The following is a 25,978-nucleotide window of genomic DNA, read 5'->3' as shown; positions in this document are numbered from 1 at the left end:
TTACCTCACGGAAGAGAGCAGTGTATCGAAAATGGTTTTGGCCGTGCTGACGATTTGCGCCGATGCCGCATAGGATTGCTGGAAGCGGATCAGATTGGCCGCCTCCTCCTCCAGATTGACCCCTGACACGCTTTCAAAGATGCCGGTGCTCTGGATAAGCTTGGACTCATTGGCCTTGAGCAGCGTTTTTGCCTGACTGGTATTGTTACCCACTTCCATCACCAACCCGGAATAGGCCTGATTGAAGGTCATCTTGTCGTTGGTCGTCCCGCCATTGGTGCTCTTGCGCACCAGATCCTTGTTTTGCAGCTCGGCCAGAACCAAGCCATTGCTGTTATCGGCAAAGCCATTGCTGTTGTAACTGAGCTTGAAGCTGTCACCGGCATCCACCGTGCCGGTGATACTGAACTCGTAGCCGGGGGCCTGTTTCGGGTTGGCATAGACTGCGGCTCCGGCGGGGAAAGGGTTGACGATCGCAGACATCAGGTTTTGCCCCTTGCTGCTCGCGGGGGCCGTGCCAATCAAGGTAGTGCCATCGGCTTGAAACACCTGATAGTTACCACTGCCATCGATTTTGACCACCTGAGGCGCTGTCGGGCTCAGACTATTGGTACCAAAACCTGACCCCGCACCTGTATTGAATACGCCACCCAGTTTGATATCCGCCCCGCCGCCATTATTGGTGGTCTTTTCCGCTTTAAGCGGAGAGGCCAGGGCCAAATCTTCCGGTCGGGTGATCAGCTGACCCAGACCGGCGGCCGCACTTTTGGTGGGTTGCAGCAATAGTTTGTCACCCGCAGCCGGCGTGCCGGTGAGATCGATCGAGATCCCGTGTCCGGGCAGCTCAAAGGTTGTTGGTGGGGTAGCCCCCGCTGTGATCAAGGTACGATTGCCAGACTTGTCGAGCGAGAACACCTCATAACCGGTAGCACTGCTAAATTGCACTTCGTAATCAAACGGAGTCACTGATGTCCCCTTGCCCGGCACGAAGCTGACATTCGCCCCGACCGTCCCGGTGTTATTGCCGTAGGGTAAGCCCTTGCTGGCAGGCAGGGTGAAAATATCGCCGCCAATCTCGTTATCCAGATCCATCCCGAGGCGGTTCTGCTGGTTCATCGCATCCGCCATCGCCACGGCCAGCTGCCCCAGTTCGCGCTTGGTCGGCTCAAGGTCGGTACGCGCCTTGAACAGCCCCCCCATGGCACCACCAAACGTATCGTGATCGATGGTTGCCTTGTTCGCCCCCAGGGTCAGCTGCAGCTCCTGATCCCGGGAGTCAGGATCTCCTGCAATCACCTTGAACTGGGCGACGCCCCCATCGAGGATCAGCGAATGGCCAGTGCTCATATTGACCAGCATGCTGCCGTTGGGTTGGGCTACGGTGCGAATATCCATCTTCTCCGACAGCTGGCGGATCGCCTCATCCCGTTGATCAAACAGCATCAGGTTCTCTTCGGGTGACCCCTGGGTGCGGATGATGGCCTGATTAAGATCATTGATGCTGGTGAGCAGGCTGTTGACCTGCTTGGTTTCATCTTCAATGCGGGTGTTGAGGGTATCGCTCTGCTTGTCGAGCTGCGCCGAGAGGGTATGAAAACGGTTGACCATGCCACTCAACTCCGTCATCACCACCTTGCGCCCACCGATCTCGGCAGGCGATTCATTGGCAGAGTGAAATGACTTGAAGTAGGAGGTGATGGCCGCCCCCACGCTGTTGCTGGTATCCCCAAGCAAGCTGTCAACGCCAGCCAGCTGTTCATAATGGGTCAGGGAGGCATGATAGGCGGAGGTATCACGGCGCACCTCCCCCTGCATATAGTCGTTGATTACCCGCTGGGTCTTGATGTCACCGGTCCCCAGGCCGATGGTATTGGTATACACCAGCGTACGCTCACGCACATAGCCCTGGCTATTGACGTTCACTATGTTGTTACTGGTGGTCTGCAGCAGGCGTTGCTGTGCCAGCACGCCCGATGAACCAATCCCAAGCAGGTCGCTTGCCATACGTTACAGCTCCATCTCGTTGTATTGGGCAATGGCGTCACTGCGCAATACCTGTTTCAATTTTCTGGCGTAGTGCGGGTCGGTGGCATAACCCGCCTGTTGCAGCGCCTCGAAGTAGCGATCAGGACTATCCACCTTCGCCAGGGCTCCCTTGTAGCGAGAGCCGGAAGTGAGGAAGTCCACATAGTCGTTGAAGCTCTCTTCAAACGACTCATAGGAGCGAAATGCCGCTTTCTGGCGGGAGGCTACGCCTTGCTCATACTCGAGCGTGCTGACCACCGCCTTTGGCCCTTCCCAGCGCGGATCGGCCTTGATGCCAAACAGGTTATGGGTCACCTGCCCCTCGCCATCCTTGATCACCCGCTTGCCCCAACCGCTCTCCAGTGCCGCCTGAGCGACCAGTACCGCCGGGCTTAACCCCAACTTGTCGGCCGCTTTCTTGGCCAGCGGCATCAGGCGATTAACAAACTCTTCCGGTGTATCGAACTCTTTGCCCCCACTACCGGTGGCACTGCCCTCTTCGCTGGCCATGCGTCCCATGGGCGGAATGCTGCGGTGCGGTCGACGGGGCATAGTGAGTGCGTGACTCTCATTGGCCCCCTCGGCCATCTCTTTTTCAGCAAAATCTTTGCCAACTTTTGATGCCGCGATCAAATCATCTGCTGCGGCCGTGGGTGGCTGATAGGGTTTGTAGGTCCGTTCGGTGCGCTGCGGCATCTTGAGCACCCGTCCATCCTGATGGGTAAAGGTCTCGGGAGAGAGCTGCTTGGCCACCATGTCAGCCAATCCCAGCCCCCCCTTGCTGGACATGTCGGCAACTCGCTGCTCATCCAGCATCCCTTCATAGAACTGGGTATAGCTGCTGTTCATCGGGTTGTCCTGAGTCAACACCCCGTTGGCCTGACGCATGCTCTGAAACAGCATCTGGGTAAAGATTGACTCGAACTGGCGTGACGCACTCTTGAGCGCTTCGGCCTGTCCCTCTTTGCTTTGGCTCATCTGGCGCAGACGATCCAGGTTCTTGATGTCCTGTACCATCCCGAGATTCATGCCGCTGTTGCTGTCAAACTCCGCCATTTTGCTTACCTCATTGCCACCCGTGGCAACCACTTGCCGCTTGTTACAATATGACCAGTTGCCCTTCGATGGCGCCTGCCTGCTGCAGCGCCTCAAGGATGGCCATCAAATCACCCGGGGCGACCCCGACCTGATTGACCGCCCGGACCAGATCGTCCAGGGTCGCACCGGTATCAAACTTGAACATCCGCCCCGGCTCCTGCTGGACATTGATGGTCGAGTTGTTGGTCACCGTCGTCTCTCCTCCCGCCAGCGGGTTGGGCTGGGAGACCTGCTGGTTTTCGGCGATGGTCACCGTCAACCCGCCATGGCTGATAGCCGCCGGTTTGAGCTTGACCTGACTGCCGATCACTATGGTTCCGGTGCGGGAGTTGACGATGATCTTGGCCGCCTCGTTGGCTGGATCCACCTCCAGGTTCTCGATGGTGGCGAGATAGGAGACGCGCTGACCCGGATCCCGCGGGGCATAGACCTTGACCGAGGTGGCATCGAGCGCCTGAGCGGTATTTGGCCCCACCAGATCGTTGACCACATCGGCCAGACGGCGCGCAGTGGTAAAGTCTGGGCGGTTAAGGTTGAAGGTGATGGTGTCCCCCTGACTGAAGGAGTTGGGCACCTCCCGCTCCACGGTCGCACCGTTGGCAATCCGCCCGACGGTCGGGGTATTGATCACTACCTTGGAACCATCAGCCCCCTCTGCCCCCAGACCACCGACCACCAGACTGCCCTGGGCGACCGCATAAACCCGCCCATCGAGCCCTTTCAGGAAGCTTTGCAGCAGAGTGCCGCCCCGCAGGCTCTTGGCCTCGCCGATGGCAGAGACCGTCACGTCGATGGTCTGGCCCGGCTTGGAGAAGGGGGGCAGGTCGGCATGGATCGCCACCGGCGCCACATCCTTGATCTTGGGCTTGATGTTATCCGGCACCTTGATACCAAAGTTGTTGAGCATGGTGCGGAAGGTCTGCTCGGTGAAGGCGTTGTTCTTCTCGCCAGTGCCGGGTAACCCCACCACCAGACCGTAACCAATCAGCTGGTTGTTACGCACCCCTTCAACCGAGCTGATGTCTTTGATCCGGGCCGCATTGGCCACGCCCAAGGGCAGCAGACAGCAAAGCAGAGTGACAAGACGGAGTGACTTCATAACATCTCCTAGAGCGGCCACCAGGGACCATTGAAAAAGCTGGTAAGCCACCCTTGCTCCTGGCTATTGGCCAGATCGCCGGTACCACCGTAGTAAATGCGGGCATTGGCCACTTTCTGGGACGAAACGCTGTTATCAGACGTCACGTCCTCCGGGCGAATAAGGCCGGTGATCCGGATATATTCATTGCCATTATTAAGCATGATCCACTTCTCTCCGCGCACCACCAGATTGCCGTTGGGCAGTACCTTGGCCACGCTGACCGAAATATTGCCCTGCAGGCTGTTGCTCTGATCCGCCTTGGCCTGGCCCTTGAACGCGCTGTCTTGAGCAATGGAGGCTGAGAGATCATAGGGGCTGGCGGTCACGGGCACGCCACCCAACTTGACCGGGTCCAGATTGAACTTGTTATTCTTGCCACTCTGGGTATTGGCCTTTTTCGAGGCGGAGGTCGACTCCGACAACTCGATGGTAATGATGTCGCCTACCTTGTGTGCCTTGATATCCGAATAGATGCCATTGACCTGATCCGGCTGGAAAATCGCCCCTGTCGGTCGCACCGACACCGGCTCCGACTCCCCGTAGACGGGGGAAAACTCGGGATCATCAGGCTTGGGCGTATTGGGAGTGCTGCTACACCCTCCCAGCACCAACAATCCCAGCATCCATACGGCTTTCATCATGCACCTCCTAATTAGGTACGCTGGATCAGGAAGGACATCATGCCGTCCACGGCGGAGAGCACCTTGGAGTTCATCTCGTAGACCCGCTGAGCCTGAATGAGGTTCACCAGCTCTTCGGTCACGTTGACGTTGGAAGTCTCCAGCATCCCCTGCTTGATCACCCCCAAGCCATCGGCACCGGCAGTCCCCTGAGCGGCAGCACCACTGGATTGGGTCTCGACAAACATGTTCTCCCCCATCGGCTGCAAGCCGCTGGCGTTGACGAAGTCGGAGATGTTGATCTGACCGACGACCTGAGAAGCGCCATCGCCCTTGAGCTGCACCGAGACCTGACCATCTTCACCCACCGTAACGCTCTGGGCGTTTTCCGGGATCTGGATTTCCGGTTGCAGCGGGTAGCCATTACCCGGGGTCACTATGGTCCCTTCATCGTTGAGGGTGAACTGACCATTGCGGGTATAGGCCGCACTACCATCCGGCAGCTGAATTTCAAAGTAGCCACGACCACTGATCATCAAATCGAGCGAGTTGTCAGTGGTTTGTACGTTACCCTGACTGTGGTTTTTCTGGGTCGCCACCACCTTGGCACCCGCCCCCAGCATCAAGCCGGAGGGGAGCTCGGTATCGGCAGAAGAGCGGCCACCAGGCTGGTTGATGTTTTGATACAGCAGATCTTCAAAGATGGCCCGTGACTTTTTGAAGCCCACGGTGCTGGCGTTCGCCAGGTTGTTCGAAGTGACCGAAATATTGGTCTGCTGTGCATCCAACCCGGTCTTGCTGATCCAGAGTGCGGGATTCATAGGTAACTCCTTGATTAGCTGATTCGCAGCAGTTGGGTTTGAGCTTCATCATTCTCTTCGGCCGTCTTCATGATTTTGACCTGAGTTTCGAACTGGCGTTGCAGCCGGATCAGGTTAGTCATCTCATCCACCACATTGACGTTGCTCCCCTCAAGGGAGCCGGCAATCAGGCCGACATTGGCAGAGGCGGGTTCATTCTGGCCATCTTTGCGGCGAAACAGACCATCTTGCCCCTTCTCCACAGCATCGGCGGCCGGGTTGACCAACTTGATCCGCTGAAAATCTTCCGGCAAGTTGGCGGCAGCCCCCTCAGGACGACCGCTGATGGTGCCATCCCGATTGATCTCGAGTTTCTCCATCGGCATCGGCAGCACGATGGGCTGACCACCGTCATCCACCACATTCAGGCCCGTCGAGGTCTGCAAATTGCCGGTCGCATTGACCTGCAAATTCCCCATGCGGGTATAGGCCTCGCCGCCCTTGGGATCCTGCACGGCAATCCAGCCCGGCCCATCCACCGCCACGTCCAGATCCCGTCCGGTGGTCATCAGCATGCCATGCTGCAGGTTCTGACCCGGGCGCTCAGCCATGGCAAACACCCGGCTTGGCAAGCCCTCTCCGAACGCCTGCATGCTTCTGGCCTGCTCAAAATCGGACTTGAAGCCGGTGGTATTGGCATTGGCGAGGTTGTTGCCGCGAACAGCCAGGCTGTTCATGGTCTCTTTGGCCCCGGACATGGCGATATAAAGCAGGTGATCCATGGAATTCTCCGTCAAACAGATGACTCTGACAGGAGAAATGCAATTAGAGTGCCAACAGCAGAAATATGGGGGAATAAGGAGAATGGATATCCGACAGAAACAGAGAGGGGGCCAAGCCCCCTCTCGTTATCATTTATTGCGCGATTAACGGATCTGCAGGATGGTCTGCTGCAGCGAACTGTTGACCTCCAGAGAACGGGAGTTGGCCTGGAAGTTACGCTGGGCCGTGATCAGGTCAACCAGCTCCGAGGTCAAATCCACGTTGGACTGCTCCAGCGCCGATGATTTGATGGTCCCGAAAGTGCCCGAATTGGGCGTCCCCGGCAAGGCATCGCCAGAGAGCAGAGACTGTCGCCAGGAGGTATCGCCAACCTGAGTCAATCCTTGTGAGTTGGCAAACTTGGCCATGGCCACCATGGCAACCTTGAGTGTGGTGGCATTGCTATAGGTAGCAGAGACAATCCCGTCTGGCGTGATCTCCACCTTGGTCAAACGGCCGACAGTAGAGCCATCTTGAGTCAACTTGTTGACTTCAAACGGAGAAGAATACTGAGTCACAGTGCCGAGTTGAATCTCAACTTCCTGGGTTGGATCTGCACCGTTGGTGATAATGCCAGCACCTGCCGGGGGCGCGACCCCCAATTGTTCTGTCTTGATGGTTGCCGGTGTTGTTGGCGTCACCATCTTGCCATCAGCACCAAAGGTGATGCGTGCGGCAAGCGGTGGAACAGGAGTCACACCAGCCGCCATCGTTGTTGGAACCCCCCCCGCAACATCAATGGGTTTATCCCCCTCATACATGTACATACGCCAAGCGGTAGGGTTGGCAGGCTTTGTCACATCAGCTGGGTCAGCTTCCTTGACAAAATATTGTGTGATCACATGAGGAGAACCCAATGAATCATAAATAGTGACCGATGTAGATGAGGCATAACTTTTAGGATTATTGATCGGATCAAAAATGGAGGCGTCTGCAGCAGTGTTACCTGCAGCCAACGGGGTTGAATCAGACTTCAGATTAAAGCTGGCTTCAATCTTGGTTGTTTGTTTCGGCTCCCCTGCCCGATCCGGGATCTGGATAGGCTTGGTTGCGTTTATGCTCACCGCTTTTGGCGTTCCATCAACGTTCACCTCATAGCCTTGCAGATAATGGCCCTGATTGTTGACCATATAACTGTTTTCATTGAGCTTGAAAGCACCGGCACGAGTATAGGTGCGATCTAGGTTGGTCAGGCCATCGGAGGTCACAAAGAATCCATTCCCCTGAATCGCCAAGTCAAGTGCGTTATTGGTAAATTGCAGCGCCCCCTGATGGAACTGCTGGGCAACCGCACCGGTCGCCACACCATTACCGACCTGGGTCTTGGCATTGACAAAGATGGAGTTGGCATAGACATCCGCAAACTCGGCTCGGGACTCCTTAAAGCCCATGGTGTTAACGTTGGCAATGTTGTTGGCGGTGACGTTCAAGTCTTTTTGTGCCGCGTTGACACCGCTCAAGGCATTGTTAAATGACATATCCAGCTCCTTAGATCGATGCTGTCGACGTGGTTTTTGACTGAGTTGTTGGTTTGTTCTGATTAGATCCTGAAATTTGCAGGATACTGTTAAGCGTTGTAGTGCCTAGACCTCTCAGATTAAGTTGAGTCGGGTTGGTTCCGTTCCCCAGGACCACACTATCAACCTTGCCATAGGTCAGGGCCGAGATGCTTTCCGACTTTCCATCCATGGTGCCGTTAGCTTTAATCACGTATTTTCCAGGCTTGGCCGGATTGCCACTCTTGTCTTTACCATCCCAAGCAAATTCAACATTGCCGCGTAAATCACCTTCCAGAGGAAACTCCTTTATCACCTGACCCTTTTCATCTTCCACCGTGATTTTCACATTCGAATACTTGTTCTCGACACCGACAGCCACAACCCCGGATATGGACCCCTCTTTCTCCAAATAACCGATATTGCTAGGGAGCAGCACATTTTGTCCGACCAGTGCAGAGGCTTGCAGCGCCTGACTAGATGTCATCAGAGTATTGAGATTGCCCATCTGGGTGGACAAGCTGTTGATCCCCTCAGAAGTCGACATGGATGTCATCTGGGAGAGCATCTGGGCGTTATCAACAGGCTTGAAAGGATCCTGATACGACAGCTGCATGGTCAGCAGCTTCAGAAAAGAAGCTTGATCCAGCTCTTTCTTCGGCGTTGTAGTGGTGCCTGTCGTCTGGGTCGTGGTACGGCTGATACCGTTCACATTATTGGTTGTATCGACCATGCTACATCCCTCCTATCAGGATTTGCCAAGCTGGAGCGTCTGCTGCAGCATCTTTTTGGCCGAATCTGCAACCTGTACGTTGGTCTGGTAGCTGCGCGAGGCGTTGATCATGTCGGCCATCTCTTCAACCATGTTGACGTTTGGCTTGAAGATAAAACCGTCTTTATCCGCCATCGGGTGGTTGGGGTTGTACTCCTTGAGCAGTGGCGCCTTGCTCTCGACAATCCCCTTAACCTCAACCCCGACCGAGCCCTGTTTGTCAGACATCGCCTGATCGAGCTGGGCGGCAAAGACTGGCCGCCTAGCGTGGTAAGTATTTTCCACACTGGAGCTGACGCTGTCCGCGTTGGCCATGTTGCTGGCAACCGTGTTGAGGCGCACTGACTGTGCGCTCATAGCCGAGCCTGCTATGTCAAAGACCTTGAACAAACTCATCACTGCTCTCCTTTCAGGGCCTTGAGCAGGCCACTGATCTTGCTATTCATAAATTCAAGGGAGGTTTGATACTCGAGGCTATTGCGCAGAAATTCGCTGCGCTCCTGCTGCACATCGACTGTATTGCCGTCACCGGTATCCGGTTGCAGCGGGTTGCGATATTGCACGGTACCTGGGGCGTCCATATTCAAGGCAAAATGCTTTTCGCTGGTCGTTGCCAAACCAAACCCCTGATGCGACTGGGCTTCCTGCAATGCCTGAGCAAAATTGATATCCCTGGCTTTGAAGCCCGGGGTATCTGCGTTGGCAATATTGCTGGAAAGCACCTCAGCACGCTTGGCGCGAACGCTTATGGTGTGTTGATGCACACCGAATGCCTTGTCAAATGAAAGAGCCATAGCACACCTCCTGCTTGGTTTATTTTGTTTGCAAGAGGTGTGCCATAAGCAAATCACTCAGTTCGATGGGTTTGGGTATGAGCACATTTCAGACCGAAAACGGCAGGAGCATCTCGTGCCTTGAGTCAGACGGCATCATTTGGCCACCTTAAGGTTGCAACCACTTTTGCAGTGGCGAGATATGGTAGGTAAATAGAAAGACTGAGCTGTAGATTAAGAAAGAGGGAAGCTCGTAGCTTCCCTCTTTGCATGAACTGGCAATATTCGGCAGACCCCGAATATCAAGGCCATCAGGCCTATTTGACCTTGTAGACAATCCCCGGATTGCAGCGGATCATCTCAAACCGATCGGTCAACCCGGCCAGTGACTCCGACGCTCCCAGCATCAGATATCCACCGGGGTTGAGACTGGCAGCAAACTGGTTGAGGATCTTCGACTTCACTTCCGGCGCAAAATAGATGAGCACGTTACGGCAAAAAATAATGTCAAACTTGCCGAGCAGACTATAGCTCTCCAACAAGTTGAGTGGCCGGAAGGTGGTCAATTTTCTGACTCGCTCAGCAACCCGCATCTTGTTGTCACCGTAGGGCTCAAAAAACATCTTCTTGCGCTCCGGTGACAAACCGCGCGCCAGAGCAAGGCTGTCGTAAACGCCTTCCTTACACTGATTGAGCATGGTCGTCGAAATATCCGTCCCGACAATCTGCACGCCACCAGGCAAGGTACCCGGCTTTTTCATCTGCTGCTCCAGTGCCGTCATGGCAATGGAATAGGGCTCCTGACCTGACGAGGATGCGGCTGACCAGATCTTGATGGGGCGGCCACTTTTCCCCAACTCGGGGAAAATCTTGTCGGTAAGAAGCTGAAACGGATAGGTATCACGAAACCAGAGGGTCTCGTTGGTCGTCATGGCATCCACCACGGCCATTTTCAGGTCACGCTCTCGCACACTCATTGCACGGGTAACCAGATCAGACAGACTCTCGATGCCAAACTGAGCCATCAAAGGTGAAAGACGGCTCTTCACCAGATACTGTTTGTTATCCCCCAGCACAATTCCGCTCTGTACCGCCAGAAAGTTACTGAACTGTTTGTATAAGTCGTCCGAAAGTGTCTTCATGCAGCTGTTCTTCTTTATTAGAGTGCGTTTTGTACGGCCTTGGCCAATTCATCAGGCTGGAACTTGGCGATAAAATTGTTCGCACCAACTTTCTGCACCATTGCCTGGTTGAATACTCCACTGAGCGAGGTATGCAGAATAACATGCAAATCCTTGAGATTGGGATTATTCCGGATCTCGGCAGTGAAGGTATAGCCATCCATTTCCGGCATTTCGATATCCGAAATAACCAGCGCAACCTGATCCTTGATAGGACCATTTTTGGTCATTTCCAGCAGCATGTTCAATGCTTCGCGGCCATCTTTTGCCAACACGCACTCGACACCGATAGCCTCAAGCGCACGTTGTACCTGTTTGCGTGCCACTGAGGAGTCATCCGCAACAAGAACAGGACGCCCCAGAGTCGGGTGGTCGACACTGGCCTGAACCAACTCCTCACTCACATCCGTTGCAACCGGCGAAATTTCGTTCAATATCCGTTCAACATCAAGAATTTCGACCAACTCGCCGTCGACTTCAGTCACGGCAGTCATGTAGTTGATGCGACCCGCACCTTTAGGCGGAGGCAGGATTGATTCCCAGTTCATGTTGATGATGCGCTCGACCGAATGCACCAGAAAACCCTGAATAGAGCGGTTGTACTCGGAGATGATAATGAAGCATTTGCTCAGATCATCAATCGGGCGTTTGCCAACCGCCATGCTGAGGTCGATAACCGAGATTGTCTGGCCACGAATATGAGCCACTCCGCGAATGCAGGAGTTCAATTTTGGCATCACGGTCAAGGGGGGGCACTGCAACACTTCACGCACTTTGAATACGTTGATGCCAAATCTTTGACGTCCATTGAGACGAAACAACAACAACTCCAGCCGGTTTTGCCCCACTAGCTGGGTACGTTGGTTGACCGAGTCCAGGATACTGGCCATAAACACTCCCTAAAAACGCTTGGCATTAATCATGCATGCGTGATGGATTGCGTCAGACTATCGATGTGACAACGAACAGATTCTGAAGCAATCATAGTTAAATATGGTGATATGCGTGAACAACTTATCGACCAACGAGCGAAAATGATTAACCGACTTTCACTCATCAGCCTCTTTTTTGGCAGCATATCTTCCAGCTACGCCTCGGACGTCACTACTTATCTGCAAGAAAAGGCACAAGAGTTCGTTTACAGCCAGCTGGATATTCCGTTGGATGCCAGAGCTGAGGTTACCTCTGCCACACTGGATGAACGGCTCCCACTGACCCGCTGCGAAGATCTGCTCACTATCAGCTTACCAGCAAAAATGGAAATTCGCCGTAATACAACAGTTTACCTTAAGTGTGAGGAAGACAAACCCTGGGACGTCTATCTCCCGGTGCGGGTCAGCATTCAAAAGCCCTATGTCACTGTGACCAACCCCATCGCCAAGGGGGACCTGCTGAGTGAAAGCCAGCTGGTGTTGGCCTATCAAGATCAGACCCTGATCCGCGGCGACTACCTGACTGACACAGCCCCTCTTGTCGGAGTACGCAGCAAGAGGGAGTTAAAACCGGGGCAACCCATCCGTTTGAGCCAGGTTTGTGTAGTGTGCAAAGGGGATCAGGTCACCTTGACGGCAGAAAACAGCAACTTCCAGATCAAAACCATGGCCCGAGCCTTGCAAGATGGCAGCTTCGGAGAGATCATCAAACTCGTCAATATTCGCTCCGGCAAAACCGTTGAGGGTAAAGTCAGTGCGGTAGGTGCCGTATCGGTCACTTTTTAAATCCGGATCCTTGACAACTTTTTTCTAAAGTTTTGATCTGCCGCACCGATAAACAGGTAAGCAATCCTTAAAGCAGACGAAGGTAACTAAAATGGCCATCAACAATATCAACAACTTGGCGAATAATCGGTTGCAAAATACCGCTAATAGCCAGGGGACAGGCAGCAAGTCAGTCACCTCATCGCCCGAAAACAAAGCGACTACTGTCAAGCTGGACTCCGTCTCCTTGACCAGTGAGGCGCAACAATTGCAAAAGATGCAACAAAACCTCAATACCGCCTCGACTGGCAATGAGAGCAAGGTCGAACGGCTGAAAAAAGCCGTCGAGAGTGGCGAATATCAGGTTAACAGCGACGCTGTGGCCAAGAAGATGTTCAGTTTCGAGGCCAATCTGGACAAAGTTCTGGGATGATGGATTTACCTTCGTTACTGCACACCCAAGATGATTACCTCAGCCAGATGCAAGGCATTCTGGAAGAGGAGTTCAGCTTGCTCGAACAGCATCAGGCATTGGCCCTGCCCGCACTGACCGAGCGCAAACAGCAGTTGCTTGCTGCGATAGAAACTCTGGACAAGACACTGGCAGAGATGCCGGAACTGGCACTGCAGCTGGCAGCCTATCCCGACGAGATGGCACAGCTTCGTGCAAAACTGGATGCATGCCAGGCACAAAATGATATCAACGGTCGCTTGCTTGAATTGAGCATCGTCTCAAACCGTCGTCTGGCAACCTTTCTGAGTCAGCTGCGCGATCGCAACAGCCTCACATATGACGCCAAGGGTAACACTCGCTCTGGCACCCGCTCCTACGGTATCAAGGCCTGACATCTCTTATCAGGCCTTGCATTTTTGCTCTCCGTTAAAGCACCAGTCGCAACAACTCTCGCCCGTCCTCACACGCATTGACGCGTAGCACCCCGTCCTCATAGCTCCCGTAACTGGCAGGCAACTCGCCACGCGGGAAACAGATCGACCCCGGGTTCATCAAGATCCGTTCTCCCTGCCACTCCAGCACCGGCACATGGGTGTGGCCGCTCAGGAACAGACTACCCGCCGGAAGCTGAACCTCGTCCGGGCGATAAAGATGGCCATGGCTGACAAACCAGCGCCGCTCATCGACCAGCAACTGGTTGTAGGGGGCGGTGATGGGAAAGCGCAACAGCATCTGATCCACTTCGGAATCGCAATTGCCCCGCACCGCGATGATCTGCGGTGCCAACTCGTTGAGCCGATCGGCCACCGCGGCCGGGTTATACCCTTCCGGCAGAGGATTGCGCGGGCCATGGTTGAGCAGATCGCCAAGCAGCAGATAGTGATCCGGCAGCCAAGGCTCAAGTTGGGTCAGCACCCGCTCCAGCGCAATGATGCTGCCGTGGATGTCGGAAATGATGGCAAGTTTCATGAAATGCTCCTCACTGCGGGCTGAAATAGAGATCCTTGGTGGCAATCGTCCCTTTCAAATTCTGGCTGGGCAGCCCTCGCAGCGCGGGATCGACCAGTCTCATCTGATTGTAATGATACACGGGGAGGATCGGCGCCTCCTCAAGCAGCAACTGTTCGGCATGCCGGTAGAGTTCAACACGGCTCGCGCTGTCCAGCGTATTGGCTGCCTGTTCCAGCAACAGATCAAAATCGGGATTGCAGTAGCCGCTCTCGTTGCGCAGATCCTGACAACGGAAGCTGCCCAGCATGGCAGACGGCTCCACGTAATCGCCAAACAGGAAGCTTCTGGCCACCTGAAAATCACCGCTATCCTTGGCCACCTGATAGGCGCCCCACTCCAGACTGTTGAGGGTGACCTGTACCCCCAGCTTCTGCCACATGGCGGCAATGGCCATCGCCATCTGCTTGTGGGTTTCTGCGCTGTTGTAGGTAATGCTCAGCTTGAGTGGATTGGCACTGTTATACCCGGCCGCTGACAACAACGCTGCCGCTTTGGCCTGGCGGGTTGGCATATCTTCAAGCGCCACAGGCAATATCACCCGGGGGTAACCCGGCATCTCCGGCAACAGCGACCATGCCGCCTGTTCATCCTGCCCGCTCACCGATCCAATGAGCTGCTGTCGATCAACCGCCATGGAGAGCGCCTGACGCACCCGCACATCCTGCAGTTCGGGGCGCTTCAAATTGAACGCATAGAGATAGGTGCCAAACAGCGGCAAGCCCCAGAGCCGCTCCGGAGATTCGCGCTTCATCTTCTGGTAATAGCCGAGGGAGACCTTGTTGGTAAGCTGGATTTCACCAGCCTCATAGCGCAGCCGTTCGGCATGTTGCGAAGTGATAGGCAGATAGGTGACCCGTCCGATACGGGTGTGAAGGTCATCCCAGTAGTGGATATTGCGCTCGGCTTCGATCCGCTCGTTCGACGTCCAGCTTGCCAGCCGATAAGCACCATTGCTGACCAGCTTGCCGGGCTCGGTCCACTGCTTGCCAAATTTGGCTATCGCCTTCTGATTGACCGGCACAAAGGGGCGCTGACTGATGAGCTGCAGGAAATAAGGGGCGGGCCGCTCCAGGGTGATTTTCAGGATCTGATCGCTTTGCGCTTCAATGCCCAGATTGCCGAGCTCCAGCGCGCCGGCATAGATGGATTGCGCATTGTTGATCCCCGTTGCCAGCAGCAATCCGGCAGAAGGGGAGTTGATGGCCGGATCGAGCAGACGGCGCCAGGCATAGACAAAATCAGCGGCCACCAGCGGCTCGCCATTGGACCATTTCAGTTGGGGGCGCAGGAAGAATCGCCACTCCAGCCCATCTTCACTCACCTCCCAGCGCTGTGCCTGAGCGGGGACGATATGCCCCTGACCATCTTCGCTGACCAGCCCTTCAAACAGATCGACCAGTACGGCCTCCCCCGGGAAACCGGAGCGCACCAGGGCCGGATCCAGCGACTCCGGCTCGGCACCGTTGCCCTTTACCAGGGTTTGCCGATCGGCAAGCAGAGGCTGCTGCTCAACGGTGGTGGCATGGGCCAGGGGCCCTGCCAGCACGGCAAACAATAGCGGGGAGAGCCAGCGTTGTGCCAGCTTGGGGAAGAAACCATACCTCATGACAAAACCTCGAATAAAACCACTGCAGGAGGGGAAGGCCGACGGCGCGCCTGATGAATGCCTGATGCCGCTCTTGTTATCCCCGAAAACGCCCCGTATTGTATCGGGCTTGCCCGGGAGATGGAGTCTTTCGGGTTAATTTTTTCAGGAGTTTTTATGGGTTATGAGTGGCTGGCCCTCGCGTCGGCCAGTTTATGGGCAATTGCAGCGCTAATTTCGGTCAAACCGGCCCGTCATCTCGGCGCATTTGCCTACAGTCGCTGGCGCATGTTTCTGGTCAGCCTGATGCTCGGCACCATGAGTCTGCTCACCGGTGGCTGGCAAACCCTCACCGCAAGCGCCCTGCCCCTGCTCGCCATCTCGGGGCTGGTCGGCATCTTCGTGGGCGATACCGCGCTGTTTGCCTGCATGAACCGGTTGGGGCCAAGACGCAGTGCCCTGCTCTTCTCCTGCCATGCGCTGTTTTCCGCCCTGCTTGGGCTCTGGCTCTTTAATGAACAGCTGACGGGCTGGCGACTGCTGGGGGCCATGCTGGTCTTTGCCGGCGTAATGCTGGCGATCCTGTTTGGCAGACGCAGTAGCAGCAACGAGTGGGAGCAGATCCGTGGCAATCTGGCGCTGGGAATTGGCCTTGGCCTGACGGCGGCACTGTGTCAAAGCGTGGGAGCCATCATCGCCAAGCCGGTGATGATGAGTGGTGAGGTGGATGCGGTGAGTGCATCGGGTATCCGGATGGGCAGTGCCCTGCTGGCCCACTGCGTCCTGCGGCTGGGGCGCTTGCCGCTGGCCATGCCGCTCAAACCGGTCAATCGCCATATCCTCGCCATGATTGCCACCAACGGTTTTCTGGCGATGGGGCTGGGGATGACGCTGATCCTGATGGCGCTGCGGCAGGGCGAGGTGGGCATGGTGGCCATTCTCTCCTCCACCACGCCGGTACTGCTGCTGCCGCTGTTGTGGTGGCACTCGGGGGAGCGGCCATCCGTTGCCGCCTGGGCGGGTGCACTGATTGCCACCCTGGGCACGGCGCTGGTGCTGGGTTTCAGCACTCACTGACCCCCGGCACCATCCCTGATCAGAACAGGGCAATCTCCTCAGCGGTCAGCTCGCGGTATTCACCGGGGGCCAGATCTTCATCCAGCGTCAGGCCACCCACACGCTCGCGATGCAAGCCAACGACCTTGTTGCCGATGGAGGCAAACATCCGCTTGACCTGATGGTACTTGCCTTCGTGGATGGTCAGGCGGGCCTCGCACTCACCGAGAATTTCCAGCTGGGCAGGACGGGTTTTATCGGTCTCGTTACGCAGGTAGACCCCTTCGGCGAACAGCTCGATTGCATCCGGGCTCACCGGATCGGCCAGCCAAACGTGATAGGTCTTGGCACACTCGTGACGCGGCGAGGTGATGCGGTGGGACCACTGACCGTCATCGGTCACCAGCACCAGACCCGTGGTATCGAGGTCGAGGCGACCCACTACGTGCAGCTTGCCCATCGCCGGTTCATCCATCAGGAAGAAGACGGTCGGGTGATCCGGATCCTCATTGGAGCAGACGTAACCTTCCGGCTTGTGCAGCATGAAATAGCGGTTGCGCTGCTCCAGCGTCAGCAGCACGCCGTCAAACTCGATCTGGCTCTGCTCATTGATATGAAAGGCGGGCTGCTTGACCACAATGCCATCCACCATGACCTCACCCTGACGGATCAGTTTGCCTGCCAGCGAGCGGGTCAAATCGGAACAATCGCACAGAAATTTATCAAGCCGCATTCACAACCTCGGAGTCCAACAAGTAAAGGGGCGTCATTATATCGGGCGGGGGCGACAACGCCACTGTTAAGGGGTTGCCAATTATGACGAACTGGTCATCCGATGTTACACTTCTCCGGTGTGACCCATCCGAACGATACTCATAATAATAAGAGTCAGGAAGCCTTCATGAAGTCTCAAGCATCCTATCCCGTCATTCCCGTCAACCAGCTGAAACCCGGCATGTATGTCATTGCTATCGCCAGCCAGACAGGTGGGATGGAGATCGCCCAGATGGGCTTGGTGACCAGCGTGTCGCAAATTGCCAATCTGGTGCGTCAGGGGGTGCTCACGGTACGCATCGATCTGGCCCGCAGCAAGCTGGGCAGTGCCGAAAGTGACGCCGTTACCTCCCCCGATCTCAATGCCAACAGCGCCCAGGTAGGGCGCCGTGCCAGTGCCAACGGTGAAGGGCGGGAGCTTAAAATCCGCCGCCTCTATCAGGAAGCGCGCGAGCTGCAAGGCAAGTTCATTCGTCACCTCAAAGCGGGTGAACCCATCGACATCACCCCGCTGGCCGAAGTCGCCGAAGAGATGGTGGACACCATGTTCACCCACGGCGATGCCATGCTCTGTCTGGCCCGTATTCGCGCCAAGGATGCCTACCTGATGGAGCACTCCATGAACGTGGCCATTCTGCTGGCCAACTTCGGCCGCTATCTGGGACTGGAGCGCAGCGTGCTCAAGGAGCTGACCCTGGGTGGCCTGCTGCACGACGTGGGCAAGATCATGACTCCGGACGAGGTGCTCCACAAACCGGGCAAGCTGACCGATGAGGAGTTCGCCATCATGCGCCAGCATGTGGTGCACAGTTACGAGATCCTCAGCAATACCCCTGGCATTACCCCCACCATGCTGGAGGTGGCCGCCAACCACCACGAGCGGCTCGATGGCTCCGGCTACCCGCAGCGACTGAAGGGGGAGCAGCTCTCCCTCTATACCCGGATGAGCGGCATCGTCGATGTCTATGATGCCATCACTGCAGATCGGGTCTACAAAGCAGGTATGCAGCCGACCCAGGCCTTCCGCATTCTGCTCAAGGGGATCAATCAGCACTTTGATGCCGAACTGGTCACCAAGTTCATCAAGTGCATGGGAGTCTATCCGGTGGGCACTCTGGTACAGCTCTCAAACCAGCGCCTTGCTATCGTGATGCAGCGCAACGAGCAGCAGCCGCTCAAGCCGGTGGTCAAGGTGATCTATCACGCCACCCAGCGTCACTACCTCGACGTGCAGTGGCTGGATCTGGCCAAGTCAGGGGTGCAGGAGAGCATCGAAAACACGGTCGACCCCAAAGAGTTTGGCATCAACCTCGCCAACTTCTTCTAATCCCTCACCTCAGATATTCATGATTGGCGCTGGCTGTCGAGCCAGTGCCGGATCAGAAACTCCTCATCCAGCGGCGAGAGATCAAAACGCAGGCTGGCCTCTTCAATGGCGGCGAGATCGTGCTGGTGGTGCTCGCTGAGCCAACGCACCGCACGACGCAAATCTTCACCATGGGGGAGCAGCAGATGGTCGCTCATGGGATACCTCCGGTAGACTGCAAGGCGGCCAGCGAATGTAGCCACCTCTTTCCAGTCTAGTCGGTCAATCCCCATCACCCGCGCTTCTTCACCCTCCCCCCTCAATCACTGCAATCAGCTTGTCACCGGGATCAGCGACCGAAAGCGCGCTGCCAATCCTGATCAAACTTCGCCAATGCCGCATCCACTGCCGGTACGTTCAGCAACTGCTCCGCCACATCGAGCGGCAAGGTGATGGACTGGCAACCGGCCAGCAGGCAGTCAAGGGCCTGACGGGGAGTGCGAAATGACGCCGCCAGCACTTTGCTGTTCGGGGCGTGCAACTCAAGCAGCTGTTGCAGCTCCTGCACGGTGGCGATGCCATCGCCCCCCTGAGCATCCAGCCGGTTAACGTAGGGCGCGACATATTCCGCCCCCGCCACCGCCGCCAACCAGCCCTGCAGCGGGGTATAGACAGCGGTGCCCAGCGTCGGCACACCGTTGGCTGTCAGGCTCTTGATGGCCGCCAGCCCCTCTGCACATACCGGGATTTTGATCACCAGATCCGGGTCCAGTTCACGCAGGGCGAATGCCTCGCGCACCATTTCGGTTTCGGTTTTGGCCATCACCTGGGCAAACAGGCGCGCCTTGGGCCCCAGCACGTCGCGCAGGGCGGGCAGCAGCTCACAGAGCGGCAATCCCCCGGCGGCGGTAATGGAAGGATTGGTGGTGACACCGGCCAACGGCAGGATCCGTGACCAGCGACGCACTGCCGCTACATCGGCGGTATCGAGATACAGCTCCATCTCTAACTCCTTAACGGGATGTTCAATATGTCGCCATTCTAGCGATAAAACATCTGCAAATAGCTTGATCAAAATCAAATCAACTTTCGAATGAAAGCAAATAGAATGCAAATACAAAAGGAGGCGGTATGATTTTCGACCTGCAACGATATTCAACTCACGACGGCCCCGGCATTCGCACCTTGGTGTTTCTCAAGGGGTGCTCGCTGGCCTGTCGCTGGTGTCAAAACCCGGAAAGCCGCTCTCCCAAGCCGGACATACTACTCGACCGGCGCCAGTGCATCGAGGGATGCCAGCTCTGCAGCCAGGCTTGTCCGGCAATCTTGCGTGACAGCGAGGGCATCCAGCTCAGCCGTTCTGACCTCAAGGCCGATGATATGGAACGGCTGCGCGGCCTCTGCCCCAGCGAAGCCCTGCAGGTGTGCGGTCGGGAGGAGAGCCTGGACACCCTGATGGACACAATACTGCGGGATCGCCCCTTCTTCGAGCGCAGCGGCGGTGGCGTCACCCTCTCCGGTGGCGAGCCTTTTATGCAGCCCGACTTTGCCGCCGATTTGCTGGCCCGCTGCAAGGCAGAAGGGCTGCACACCGCGGTCGAGAGCTGCCTCCATGTGCCCTGGCACCAGATTGAGCCAAGCCTCCCCTCACTGGATCTGGTGCTGGCGGATCTCAAACACGTGGATAAAGAACGTTTCTTCCACTGGACCCGCGGCAAGGTGGAGCTGCCCATCGCGAACCTCAAACGCCTCGCCGAGCACGGCGTGCCGATGCAGATCCGGGTGCCGCTCATTCCCGGCTTCAATGACGACCGCGCATCGATCAGCGCCATCACCGACACCGCCGCCAGCCTCGGCACCGTGCAGGAGATCCACTTCCTCCCCTACCACACCCTGGGGATGGGTAAATATGCCCTGCTGGATCTGCCCTATCAGGCGCCGGAGACACCGCTCGACGATCCCGATTTACTCAGCTTTGCCCACGCATACGCCCAACGTCAGGGGCTGACCCCTGTGACCAGAGGATAAGATCATGACCCAGCTCGACCTCAATACCCTCAGCACGCGGATCCGCGCCCACAAAGAGAGCCTGATCCACATCGTTCAGCCACCGGTCTGCACCGAGCGTGCCCGCCACTACACCGAGGCCTATCAGGCTCATCTCGCCCGGCCGCTGCCGGTGCGCCGCGCTCTGGCGCTGGCTCATCACCTCAAGGAGCGCACCATCTGGATCAAGCACGACGAGCTGATCGTCGGCAATCAGGCCAGTCAGGTGCGGGCGGCGCCACTGTTTCCCGAATACACGGTGAGCTGGATTGAGAAGGAGATCGATGAGCTGGCTGACCGCCCCGGCGCCGGCTTTGCGGTCAGCGAAACCGACAAGGAGATCATCCACGCCCTCACCCCCTTCTGGCGCGGCCAGACGGTGCAGGATCGCTGCTTCGGCCTCTTTACCGACGAGCAAAAAGCGCTGCTGGAGAGCGGCATCATAAAGGCCGAGGGCAACATGACCTCGGGGGATGCCCACCTCGCGGTCAACTATGAGGAGCTGCTCACGCTGGGTCTCGATGGCTTCAAGGCCAAGGTGGCCGAGCGCCGCAGTCGGCTGGATCTGGCGGATTGGGCCGATCTGCAGCGCGAGCAGTTCCTGCACGCCGTCGCCATCACTCTGGATGCGGTCAGCGCTCACATCTCGCGCTACGCCGCACTTGCCCATGATATGGCAGCACAAGAATCTCGCCCCGAGCGCCGAAACGAGCTTGAGACCATAGCGTTCAACTGCGCCCACATCGCCCACCAGCCACCCGAAACCTTCTGGCAGGCACTGCAGCTCTGCTACTTTATCCAGCTCATCCTGCAGATCGAATCCAACGGCCATTCGGTGTCGTTTGGCCGGATGGATCAATACCTCTACCCCTGGTATCGCCGCGAGGTGGAATTGTCGGAATCCCTGCCTCGGACGCGCGCCATCGAACTGCTGCAAGGGTGCTGGCTCAAGTTGCTGGAAGTAAACAAGATCCGCTCCGGCACCCACTCCAAAGCCTCCGCCGGCAGCCCGCTCTATCAGAACGTCACCATCGGCGGCCAGAACTGGCGGGATGGCACTGCCCATGACGCGGTCAACGGCCTCTCCTACGCGATTCTGGAGTCCTGCGGCCAGCTGCGATCCACCCAACCCAACCTCTCGGTGCGCTACCATGCCGGGATGAGCGAGGATTTCCTCGACGCCTGCATTCAGGTGATCCGCTGCGGCTTCGGCATGCCCGCCTTCAACAACGACGAAGTGGTGATCCCCGAGTTCATCAAGCTCGGAGTAAGCGTGGAGGATGCCCACCACTACGCCGCCATCGGTTGCATCGAGACCGCCGTGCCCGGCAAGTGGGGCTACCGCTGCACCGGCATGAGCTTTATCAACTTCGCCCGCATCCTGCTGGCCTCCCTTGATGGCGGCCGCGATGCCACCACCGGCAAGGTATTCCTGCCCCAGCCCCAGTCGCTGCGAGACGGGAGCTTTGGCAACTTTGACGAGGTGATGGCCCGCTGGGATGAGCAGGTGCGCTACTTCACCCGCAAATCCATCGAGATCGACTGCGTGGTCGACAGCGTGCTGGAGGCTCAAGCCCATGACATCCTCTGCAGCACCCTGGTGGATGACTGCATCGAGCGTGGCAAGACCATCAAGGAGGGAGGCGCCGTCTATGACTGGGTCTCCGGTCTGCAGGTGGGAATTGCCAACCTCGGCAACAGTCTGGCAGCCCTGAAGAAACTGGTGTTCGAGCAGGGGATTGTGGATCAGCAAGAGCTGGCTGCCGCACTCGAACAAGATTTTGCCGGGCTGGCAGGGGAGCAGTTGCGCCAGCGCCTCACCAACGCCGCCCCCAAATATGGCAACGATCTGGATGAGGTAGACATGCTGCTGGTACAGGCTTACCAGAGCTACATCGACGAGCTCAAGGGGCTGCACAACACCCGCTTCGGCCGTGGCCCCATCGGCGGCACCTACTATGCGGGCACCTCCTCCATCTCCGCCAACGTGCCCTTCGGTGCCGCCACCATGGCTACCCCGGATGGTCGCCATGCCCGTACGCCGCTGGCGGAAGGGGCCAGCCCCTCCTCGGGTTCGGATCGTCTCGGCCCGACGGCGGTGTTCAACTCCATCGGCAAGCTGCCCACGGCGGCCATCCTCGGCGGGGTGCTGCTCAACCAGAAGCTGAGTTCGGCGAGCCTTGAGAACGAGCGGGACAAGGCCAAGCTGATGAGCCTGCTGCGCACCTTCTTCGAAGTGCACAAGGGGTGGCATGTGCAGTACAACATCGTCTCGCGGGAGACCCTGCTGGCAGCCAAAGCCAATCCGGATCAATACCGGGATCTGGTGGTGCGAGTGGCGGGCTATTCGGCCTTCTTCACCGCCTTATCCCCGGATGCGCAAGATGATATCATCGCCCGCACCGAGCACAGTCTCTGACGGGGCGCTCCCCATGGCGCCTGTGACGTCATATGATTGGCAAGCCACCCGAGGGTGGCTTGCCGCTAACCACCACCTTGCATGTGAGCGCACCATGAATCCACGCCACCAACTGATCCTCACTCTGGTCCATCAGGCTCGCAAGATGAGCGTGAGTGAACTCTCCCGACATACCGGCGTGTCTGAGGTGACGGTGCGCAACGACCTCACCGCGCTGGAGAAACAGGGACTGCTCAGACGGGTACACGGCTCGGCCATGGCGCTGGAGACCGATGACCCGGATGCCCGGATGAACATCAATTACCTGCTCAAGGAGCGCCTCGCCGAGCGAGCCGCCCAGCTGGTGGAAGATGGCGAGACGGTCTTTATCGAGGGGGGCAGCGCCAACGCCATGCTGGCGCGCCATCTGGCCCTGCACAAACGGGTCACCATCATCACCATCAGCAGCTATATCGCCCATCTGCTCAAAGACACCCCGGCTCAGGTGGTGCTGCTCGGCGGGCTGTTCCAACATCAGAGCGAGAGCGTGGTGGGGCCGCTCACGCGCCTCTGCATCGAGCAGGTGCACTTCTCCAAGGCCTTTATCGGGGTCGACGGTTTTCATCCCGAGATGGGTTTCACCGGCCGCGACATGATGCGGGCCGACGTGGTCAACAGCGTGCTGGCCAAGGGGATGACCAATGTGGTCATCACCGACAGCAGCAAGTTCGGCGCCATCCACCCGAGCCAGCTTGGCGCGCCGGGCCAGATCAACGTGCTGGTTACCGACGATGCCCTGCCCGCCCCCATGCGGGCCGCCATCGCGGCCAAGGGGATCACCCTGCACTGCGTTGCGGCCTAGGCCACCCGCTAATTCACGCTATTTCATTGACCTGACAGGATAAAATTTTCATGATGAGCCAGTCCCCATCGGGACTGACATCACCAGTGTGTGATCTGCAGGAAGCAGACTTCAGGAGAGCAAGGACATGCCATCGACCATCACCGCCGGGGAGCGCCGCCTCCCCCCTATCATTCGCGCCACCGCCATCACCCTGGCCCTGTGCTGGAGCCCGTTTGGCTGGAGTGCCACGCTGCCTGCCAACTTGAAGTGGGAGAGCAACAACCAGGATCCTCTCTATGCCGATCCGGCCGCCAAGCGCGGCGGCACCTTTCGCACCTTTATGACCAGCTTCCCCCTGACCCTGCGCAAATATGGCCCCGACTCCAACGGCGGCTTTGCCGGTTACGTGCGGGAAACCAACCTGCCACTGCTGAGCACCCACCCTGTCACCGGCAACCCCATGCCGATGCTGGCAAACGAGTGGGCCTTCGGCGCCGACAACAAGACCCTCTATTTTCGCATCAATCCCAAGGCGCGCTGGTCAGACGGCCAACCGGTCACCGCCGATGACTGGCTCTTTACCCTCAAGATGATGCGCAGCAAAGAGATCAACGACCCCTGGTACAACAACTACTACAGCACCCAGATAGCAGACATCACCAAGTTTGACGATCACACCCTGGCTATCACCAGCGGCACCGAAAAGAGCCGCCAGGACCTGCTCGAATCACTGCCCATCAGCCCGGAGCCGAGCCACGCCATCAAGCTCACCGCCAACTGGGTCAAGGAGTACAACTGGAAGGTGTTGCCAGTCACCGGCCCCTATCAGATCGATCAGGTGAAAAAGGGCAAATCGGTCACCTTCAAACGGATTGAAAACTGGTGGGGGGATGACGAGCGCTACTTCCAGCATCGCTTCAATCCTGCGCGGATCGAGATCAAGGTGCTCAGGGATCTGAACATCGCCTGGCAGCACTTCCTGCGCGGCGATCTCGACACCTTCCCGCTGGTGATGCCCAACTGGTGGCACGACAAGACCAAAACCGCGGAGTTCGAGAAGGGTTATATCGGGCGCACCTGGTTCTACAACCAGACCCCGCAATCGCCAATGGGGCTCTATCTCAACACCGCCGATCCGCTGCTGAATAATCTAGATGTGCGGCTCGGGATCCAGCATGCCCTCAACCTCGACAAGATGCTCACCACCCTGCTGCGGGGGGATTACCAGCGACTCAACAGTTATGGCTCAGGTCAGGGTGAGTTTACCAACAGCGAGATCAAGGCCCGTCCGTTCGATCCCAAACTGGCACGGGAATACTTTGCCAAGGCAGGCTTTAACAAGGTAGGGCCACAGGGGATTTTGCAAAACGACAAGGGGCAGTCACTGACCCTCGCCATCACCTACACCACCGCAGAGCATGCCCAGCGGCTCACGCTGTTGCGGGAAGAGGCCAAGAAGGCGGGGCTTAATCTGGATCTCAACCTGATGGATGCATCGGCCGGTTTCAAATCGATGCTGGAGAAAAAGCACCAGAGCGCCTGGATGGCCTGGGCGGGCAGCCGCTATCCCGCCTATTGGGAGTTCTTCCACAAGGTCAACGCCAACAAGCCCCAGACCAACAACATCATGAACATCGATGACGATGCCATCACGGCTCTGGTGGAGCAGTATGACAAGGAGTTCGACTTTGCCAAAAAGGCGGCCCTGTCACGGCAGATCCAGCAGCGGCTCTATGAGCTGGCAAGCTTCGTCCCTGCTTATCAGGTGCCCTACACCCGGGAAGGGGCATGGCGCTGGATAAAACTGCCAAAAGTACCTGCAACACCCAAGAGCGAGCAGCTTTACTGGCCTCTTGGGGGCGACAACAGCGGTTACAGCTATGGCGGTCTGCTATGGATTGATGAAGAGCTAAAATCCGAGACCAGGGCAGCCATCAAGAGTGGCAAGACTTTCCCGGCCGAGCCTATCATCGACACCACTTATCGCCAGCCCTGATTGCATCAGCCCATCGGCAAAAGTCCTTAAAACAAAAGACCCCGCCAGATAGCGGGGTCTTTGTTGGCAACCGATGTTGCGAA

At 57.2% G+C, this 25,978-nt stretch carries 26 protein-coding genes; 9 read left to right on the top strand and 17 right to left on the bottom strand.

Translation table 11 applies throughout. From position 1 onward, the window contains the following. The 12 genes from ACB035_RS01935 to ACB035_RS01880 form a co-directional block, all read right to left on the bottom strand. Entirely contained in the window at window positions 1–2,004 is a 2,004-nt protein-coding gene (locus ACB035_RS01935) for a flagellar basal body rod C-terminal domain-containing protein (RefSeq protein WP_371166539.1), read from the bottom strand. Window positions 2,005–2,007: 3 nt separating this feature from the next. Next, complete coding sequence (gene flgJ / locus ACB035_RS01930) at window positions 2,008–3,081, bottom strand: flagellar assembly peptidoglycan hydrolase FlgJ (protein ID WP_371166538.1); 1,074 nt, start codon at window positions 3,079–3,081, stop codon at window positions 2,008–2,010. A 43-nt stretch (window positions 3,082–3,124) separates the two neighbouring features. After that, window positions 3,125–4,222 (bottom strand): flagellar basal body P-ring protein FlgI, encoded by a 1,098-nt coding sequence (locus ACB035_RS01925; RefSeq protein ID WP_005350664.1) that lies wholly within the window; start codon window positions 4,220–4,222, stop codon window positions 3,125–3,127. Between the two features lie 8 nt (window positions 4,223–4,230). Further along, window positions 4,231–4,902, bottom strand: a complete 672-nt coding sequence (gene flgH / locus ACB035_RS01920; protein WP_005350662.1) for a flagellar basal body L-ring protein FlgH — start codon at window positions 4,900–4,902, stop codon at window positions 4,231–4,233. A 14-nt stretch (window positions 4,903–4,916) separates the two neighbouring features. Beyond that, a complete protein-coding gene (gene flgG / locus ACB035_RS01915) occupies window positions 4,917–5,705 on the bottom strand; it encodes a flagellar basal-body rod protein FlgG (protein ID WP_005334158.1) in 789 nt (262 codons plus the stop codon). Between the two features lie 14 nt (window positions 5,706–5,719). Next, complete coding sequence (flgF, locus tag ACB035_RS01910; RefSeq protein ID WP_005334159.1) at window positions 5,720–6,466, bottom strand: flagellar basal-body rod protein FlgF; 747 nt, start codon at window positions 6,464–6,466, stop codon at window positions 5,720–5,722. A 144-nt stretch (window positions 6,467–6,610) separates the two neighbouring features. Continuing rightward, a complete protein-coding gene (flgE, locus tag ACB035_RS01905) occupies window positions 6,611–7,984 on the bottom strand; it encodes a flagellar hook protein FlgE (protein WP_042080196.1) in 1,374 nt (457 codons plus the stop codon). Window positions 7,985–7,994: 10 nt separating this feature from the next. Next, a complete protein-coding gene (locus ACB035_RS01900; RefSeq protein ID WP_005350659.1) occupies window positions 7,995–8,735 on the bottom strand; it encodes a flagellar hook assembly protein FlgD in 741 nt (246 codons plus the stop codon). A gap of 15 nt (window positions 8,736–8,750) precedes the next feature. Continuing rightward, window positions 8,751–9,170: a flagellar basal body rod protein FlgC gene (flgC, locus tag ACB035_RS01895; protein ID WP_005350658.1), complete on the bottom strand. Its 420-nt coding sequence runs from the start codon at window positions 9,168–9,170 to the stop codon at window positions 8,751–8,753. Next, window positions 9,170–9,568 carry a flagellar basal body rod protein FlgB gene (flgB, locus tag ACB035_RS01890; RefSeq protein WP_005334169.1) on the bottom strand — a complete coding sequence of 133 codons (399 nt, stop codon included), beginning with the start codon at window positions 9,566–9,568 and terminating at the stop codon, window positions 9,170–9,172. Before flgB ends, flgC begins: the two co-directional genes overlap by 1 nt. A gap of 296 nt (window positions 9,569–9,864) precedes the next feature. Further along, window positions 9,865–10,689 carry a protein-glutamate O-methyltransferase CheR gene (locus ACB035_RS01885; protein WP_005350656.1) on the bottom strand — a complete coding sequence of 275 codons (825 nt, stop codon included), beginning with the start codon at window positions 10,687–10,689 and terminating at the stop codon, window positions 9,865–9,867. Between the two features lie 17 nt (window positions 10,690–10,706). Next, window positions 10,707–11,618, bottom strand: a complete 912-nt coding sequence (locus tag ACB035_RS01880) for a chemotaxis protein CheV (protein ID WP_005334174.1) — start codon at window positions 11,616–11,618, stop codon at window positions 10,707–10,709. 144 nt (window positions 11,619–11,762) lie between these two features. On the opposite strand from ACB035_RS01880, the gene flgA reads away from it, so the two are divergent. From flgA to ACB035_RS01865, 3 genes are all read left to right on the top strand, one after another. Further along, entirely contained in the window at window positions 11,763–12,446 is a 684-nt protein-coding gene (flgA, locus tag ACB035_RS01875) for a flagellar basal body P-ring formation chaperone FlgA (protein ID WP_371166547.1), read from the top strand. A 91-nt stretch (window positions 12,447–12,537) separates the two neighbouring features. Beyond that, entirely contained in the window at window positions 12,538–12,858 is a 321-nt protein-coding gene (gene flgM / locus ACB035_RS01870) for a flagellar biosynthesis anti-sigma factor FlgM (RefSeq protein WP_335840981.1), read from the top strand. Then, window positions 12,855–13,271 carry a flagella synthesis protein FlgN gene (locus ACB035_RS01865; RefSeq protein ID WP_040066163.1) on the top strand — a complete coding sequence of 139 codons (417 nt, stop codon included), beginning with the start codon at window positions 12,855–12,857 and terminating at the stop codon, window positions 13,269–13,271. The genes flgM and ACB035_RS01865 overlap by 4 nt, the downstream gene beginning before the upstream one ends. A 34-nt stretch (window positions 13,272–13,305) precedes the next feature. Here ACB035_RS01865 and yfcE read toward each other — a convergent pair whose 3' ends face one another. Then, entirely contained in the window at window positions 13,306–13,848 is a 543-nt protein-coding gene (yfcE, locus tag ACB035_RS01860; protein WP_371166537.1) for a phosphodiesterase, read from the bottom strand. Window positions 13,849–13,858: 10 nt separating this feature from the next. Beyond that, window positions 13,859–15,496, bottom strand: a complete 1,638-nt coding sequence (locus ACB035_RS01855; RefSeq protein ID WP_371166536.1) for a peptide ABC transporter substrate-binding protein — start codon at window positions 15,494–15,496, stop codon at window positions 13,859–13,861. A gap of 156 nt (window positions 15,497–15,652) precedes the next feature. On the opposite strand from ACB035_RS01855, the gene ACB035_RS01850 reads away from it, so the two are divergent. Then, window positions 15,653–16,552, top strand: a complete 900-nt coding sequence (locus tag ACB035_RS01850) for a DMT family transporter (RefSeq protein WP_043823314.1) — start codon at window positions 15,653–15,655, stop codon at window positions 16,550–16,552. 19 nt (window positions 16,553–16,571) lie between these two features. On the opposite strand, the gene rsuA is transcribed toward ACB035_RS01850, so the two are convergent. Beyond that, on the bottom strand, window positions 16,572–17,264 hold the full coding sequence (gene rsuA / locus ACB035_RS01845) for a 16S rRNA pseudouridine(516) synthase RsuA (RefSeq protein WP_108542280.1): 693 nt from the start codon (window positions 17,262–17,264) through the stop codon (window positions 16,572–16,574). Window positions 17,265–17,432: 168 nt separating this feature from the next. On the opposite strand from rsuA, the gene ACB035_RS01840 reads away from it, so the two are divergent. Beyond that, a complete protein-coding gene (locus ACB035_RS01840) occupies window positions 17,433–18,632 on the top strand; it encodes an HD-GYP domain-containing protein (RefSeq protein ID WP_201936733.1) in 1,200 nt (399 codons plus the stop codon). Window positions 18,633–18,649: 17 nt separating this feature from the next. On the opposite strand, the gene ACB035_RS01835 is transcribed toward ACB035_RS01840, so the two are convergent. Together ACB035_RS01835 and fsa are read right to left on the bottom strand one after the other, a co-directional pair. Then, the gene (locus ACB035_RS01835; protein ID WP_042080202.1) at window positions 18,650–18,829 is read right to left on the bottom strand and encodes a hypothetical protein; all 180 of its coding nucleotides are present in this window, start codon (window positions 18,827–18,829) and stop codon (window positions 18,650–18,652) included. Between the two features lie 131 nt (window positions 18,830–18,960). Continuing rightward, window positions 18,961–19,614 carry a fructose-6-phosphate aldolase gene (gene fsa / locus ACB035_RS01830; protein WP_043823308.1) on the bottom strand — a complete coding sequence of 218 codons (654 nt, stop codon included), beginning with the start codon at window positions 19,612–19,614 and terminating at the stop codon, window positions 18,961–18,963. Window positions 19,615–19,742: 128 nt separating this feature from the next. Between fsa and ACB035_RS01825 the strand changes: the two genes are divergently transcribed. From ACB035_RS01825 to ACB035_RS01810, 4 genes are all read left to right on the top strand, one after another. Further along, window positions 19,743–20,639: a glycyl-radical enzyme activating protein gene (locus ACB035_RS01825; protein WP_201936736.1), complete on the top strand. Its 897-nt coding sequence runs from the start codon at window positions 19,743–19,745 to the stop codon at window positions 20,637–20,639. 4 nt (window positions 20,640–20,643) lie between these two features. After that, complete coding sequence (locus tag ACB035_RS01820; protein ID WP_371166535.1) at window positions 20,644–23,076, top strand: formate C-acetyltransferase/glycerol dehydratase family glycyl radical enzyme; 2,433 nt, start codon at window positions 20,644–20,646, stop codon at window positions 23,074–23,076. Between the two features lie 94 nt (window positions 23,077–23,170). Continuing rightward, window positions 23,171–23,917 carry a DNA-binding transcriptional regulator YciT gene (locus ACB035_RS01815; protein ID WP_005350628.1) on the top strand — a complete coding sequence of 249 codons (747 nt, stop codon included), beginning with the start codon at window positions 23,171–23,173 and terminating at the stop codon, window positions 23,915–23,917. 127 nt (window positions 23,918–24,044) lie between these two features. After that, window positions 24,045–25,895 carry an extracellular solute-binding protein gene (locus ACB035_RS01810; RefSeq protein ID WP_371166534.1) on the top strand — a complete coding sequence of 617 codons (1,851 nt, stop codon included), beginning with the start codon at window positions 24,045–24,047 and terminating at the stop codon, window positions 25,893–25,895. Window positions 25,896–25,978 lie beyond the last annotated feature (83 nt).

The organism is Aeromonas sp. S12(2024) (genome assembly GCF_041402305.1).
Classification (GTDB): Bacteria; Pseudomonadota; Gammaproteobacteria; order Enterobacterales; family Aeromonadaceae; genus Aeromonas; species Aeromonas veronii.
The sequence above is the reverse complement of the archived record's forward strand: the minus strand, read 5'-3'. Positions and strand labels throughout refer to the sequence as shown.

What these genes read in the sequence shown, in the direction of transcription:
- ACB035_RS01820 (WP_371166535.1), top strand. Translation starts at nt 20,644, where the DNA reads ATGACCCAGCTCGACCTCAATACCCTCAGCACGCGGATCCGCGCCCAC.
- yfcE (WP_371166537.1), bottom strand. Translation starts at nt 13,848, where the DNA reads ATGAAACTTGCCATCATTTCCGACATCCACGGCAGCATCATTGCGCTG.
- ACB035_RS01925 (WP_005350664.1), bottom strand. Translation starts at nt 4,222, where the DNA reads ATGAAGTCACTCCGTCTTGTCACTCTGCTTTGCTGTCTGCTGCCCTTG.
- flgA (WP_371166547.1), top strand. Translation starts at nt 11,763, where the DNA reads ATGATTAACCGACTTTCACTCATCAGCCTCTTTTTTGGCAGCATATCT.
- flgH (WP_005350662.1), bottom strand. Translation starts at nt 4,902, where the DNA reads ATGAAAGCCGTATGGATGCTGGGATTGTTGGTGCTGGGAGGGTGTAGC.
- flgF (WP_005334159.1), bottom strand. Translation starts at nt 6,466, where the DNA reads ATGGATCACCTGCTTTATATCGCCATGTCCGGGGCCAAAGAGACCATG.
- flgC (WP_005350658.1), bottom strand. Translation starts at nt 9,170, where the DNA reads ATGAGTTTGTTCAAGGTCTTTGACATAGCAGGCTCGGCTATGAGCGCA.
- ACB035_RS01935 (WP_371166539.1), bottom strand. Translation starts at nt 2,004, where the DNA reads ATGGCAAGCGACCTGCTTGGGATTGGTTCATCGGGCGTGCTGGCACAG.
- flgM (WP_335840981.1), top strand. Translation starts at nt 12,538, where the DNA reads ATGGCCATCAACAATATCAACAACTTGGCGAATAATCGGTTGCAAAAT.
- flgE (WP_042080196.1), bottom strand. Translation starts at nt 7,984, where the DNA reads ATGTCATTTAACAATGCCTTGAGCGGTGTCAACGCGGCACAAAAAGAC.
- ACB035_RS01865 (WP_040066163.1), top strand. Translation starts at nt 12,855, where the DNA reads ATGATGGATTTACCTTCGTTACTGCACACCCAAGATGATTACCTCAGC.
- ACB035_RS01835 (WP_042080202.1), bottom strand. Translation starts at nt 18,829, where the DNA reads ATGAGCGACCATCTGCTGCTCCCCCATGGTGAAGATTTGCGTCGTGCG.
- rsuA (WP_108542280.1), bottom strand. Translation starts at nt 17,264, where the DNA reads ATGCGGCTTGATAAATTTCTGTGCGATTGTTCCGATTTGACCCGCTCG.
- ACB035_RS01850 (WP_043823314.1), top strand. Translation starts at nt 15,653, where the DNA reads ATGGGTTATGAGTGGCTGGCCCTCGCGTCGGCCAGTTTATGGGCAATT.
- flgG (WP_005334158.1), bottom strand. Translation starts at nt 5,705, where the DNA reads ATGAATCCCGCACTCTGGATCAGCAAGACCGGGTTGGATGCACAGCAG.
- ACB035_RS01855 (WP_371166536.1), bottom strand. Translation starts at nt 15,496, where the DNA reads ATGAGGTATGGTTTCTTCCCCAAGCTGGCACAACGCTGGCTCTCCCCG.
- ACB035_RS01880 (WP_005334174.1), bottom strand. Translation starts at nt 11,618, where the DNA reads ATGGCCAGTATCCTGGACTCGGTCAACCAACGTACCCAGCTAGTGGGG.
- ACB035_RS01815 (WP_005350628.1), top strand. Translation starts at nt 23,171, where the DNA reads ATGAATCCACGCCACCAACTGATCCTCACTCTGGTCCATCAGGCTCGC.
- ACB035_RS01825 (WP_201936736.1), top strand. Translation starts at nt 19,743, where the DNA reads ATGATTTTCGACCTGCAACGATATTCAACTCACGACGGCCCCGGCATT.
- ACB035_RS01900 (WP_005350659.1), bottom strand. Translation starts at nt 8,735, where the DNA reads ATGGTCGATACAACCAATAATGTGAACGGTATCAGCCGTACCACGACC.
- flgJ (WP_371166538.1), bottom strand. Translation starts at nt 3,081, where the DNA reads ATGGCGGAGTTTGACAGCAACAGCGGCATGAATCTCGGGATGGTACAG.
- ACB035_RS01840 (WP_201936733.1), top strand. Translation starts at nt 17,433, where the DNA reads ATGAAGTCTCAAGCATCCTATCCCGTCATTCCCGTCAACCAGCTGAAA.
- ACB035_RS01810 (WP_371166534.1), top strand. Translation starts at nt 24,045, where the DNA reads ATGCCATCGACCATCACCGCCGGGGAGCGCCGCCTCCCCCCTATCATT.
- fsa (WP_043823308.1), bottom strand. Translation starts at nt 19,614, where the DNA reads ATGGAGCTGTATCTCGATACCGCCGATGTAGCGGCAGTGCGTCGCTGG.
- ACB035_RS01885 (WP_005350656.1), bottom strand. Translation starts at nt 10,689, where the DNA reads ATGAAGACACTTTCGGACGACTTATACAAACAGTTCAGTAACTTTCTG.
- flgB (WP_005334169.1), bottom strand. Translation starts at nt 9,568, where the DNA reads ATGGCTCTTTCATTTGACAAGGCATTCGGTGTGCATCAACACACCATA.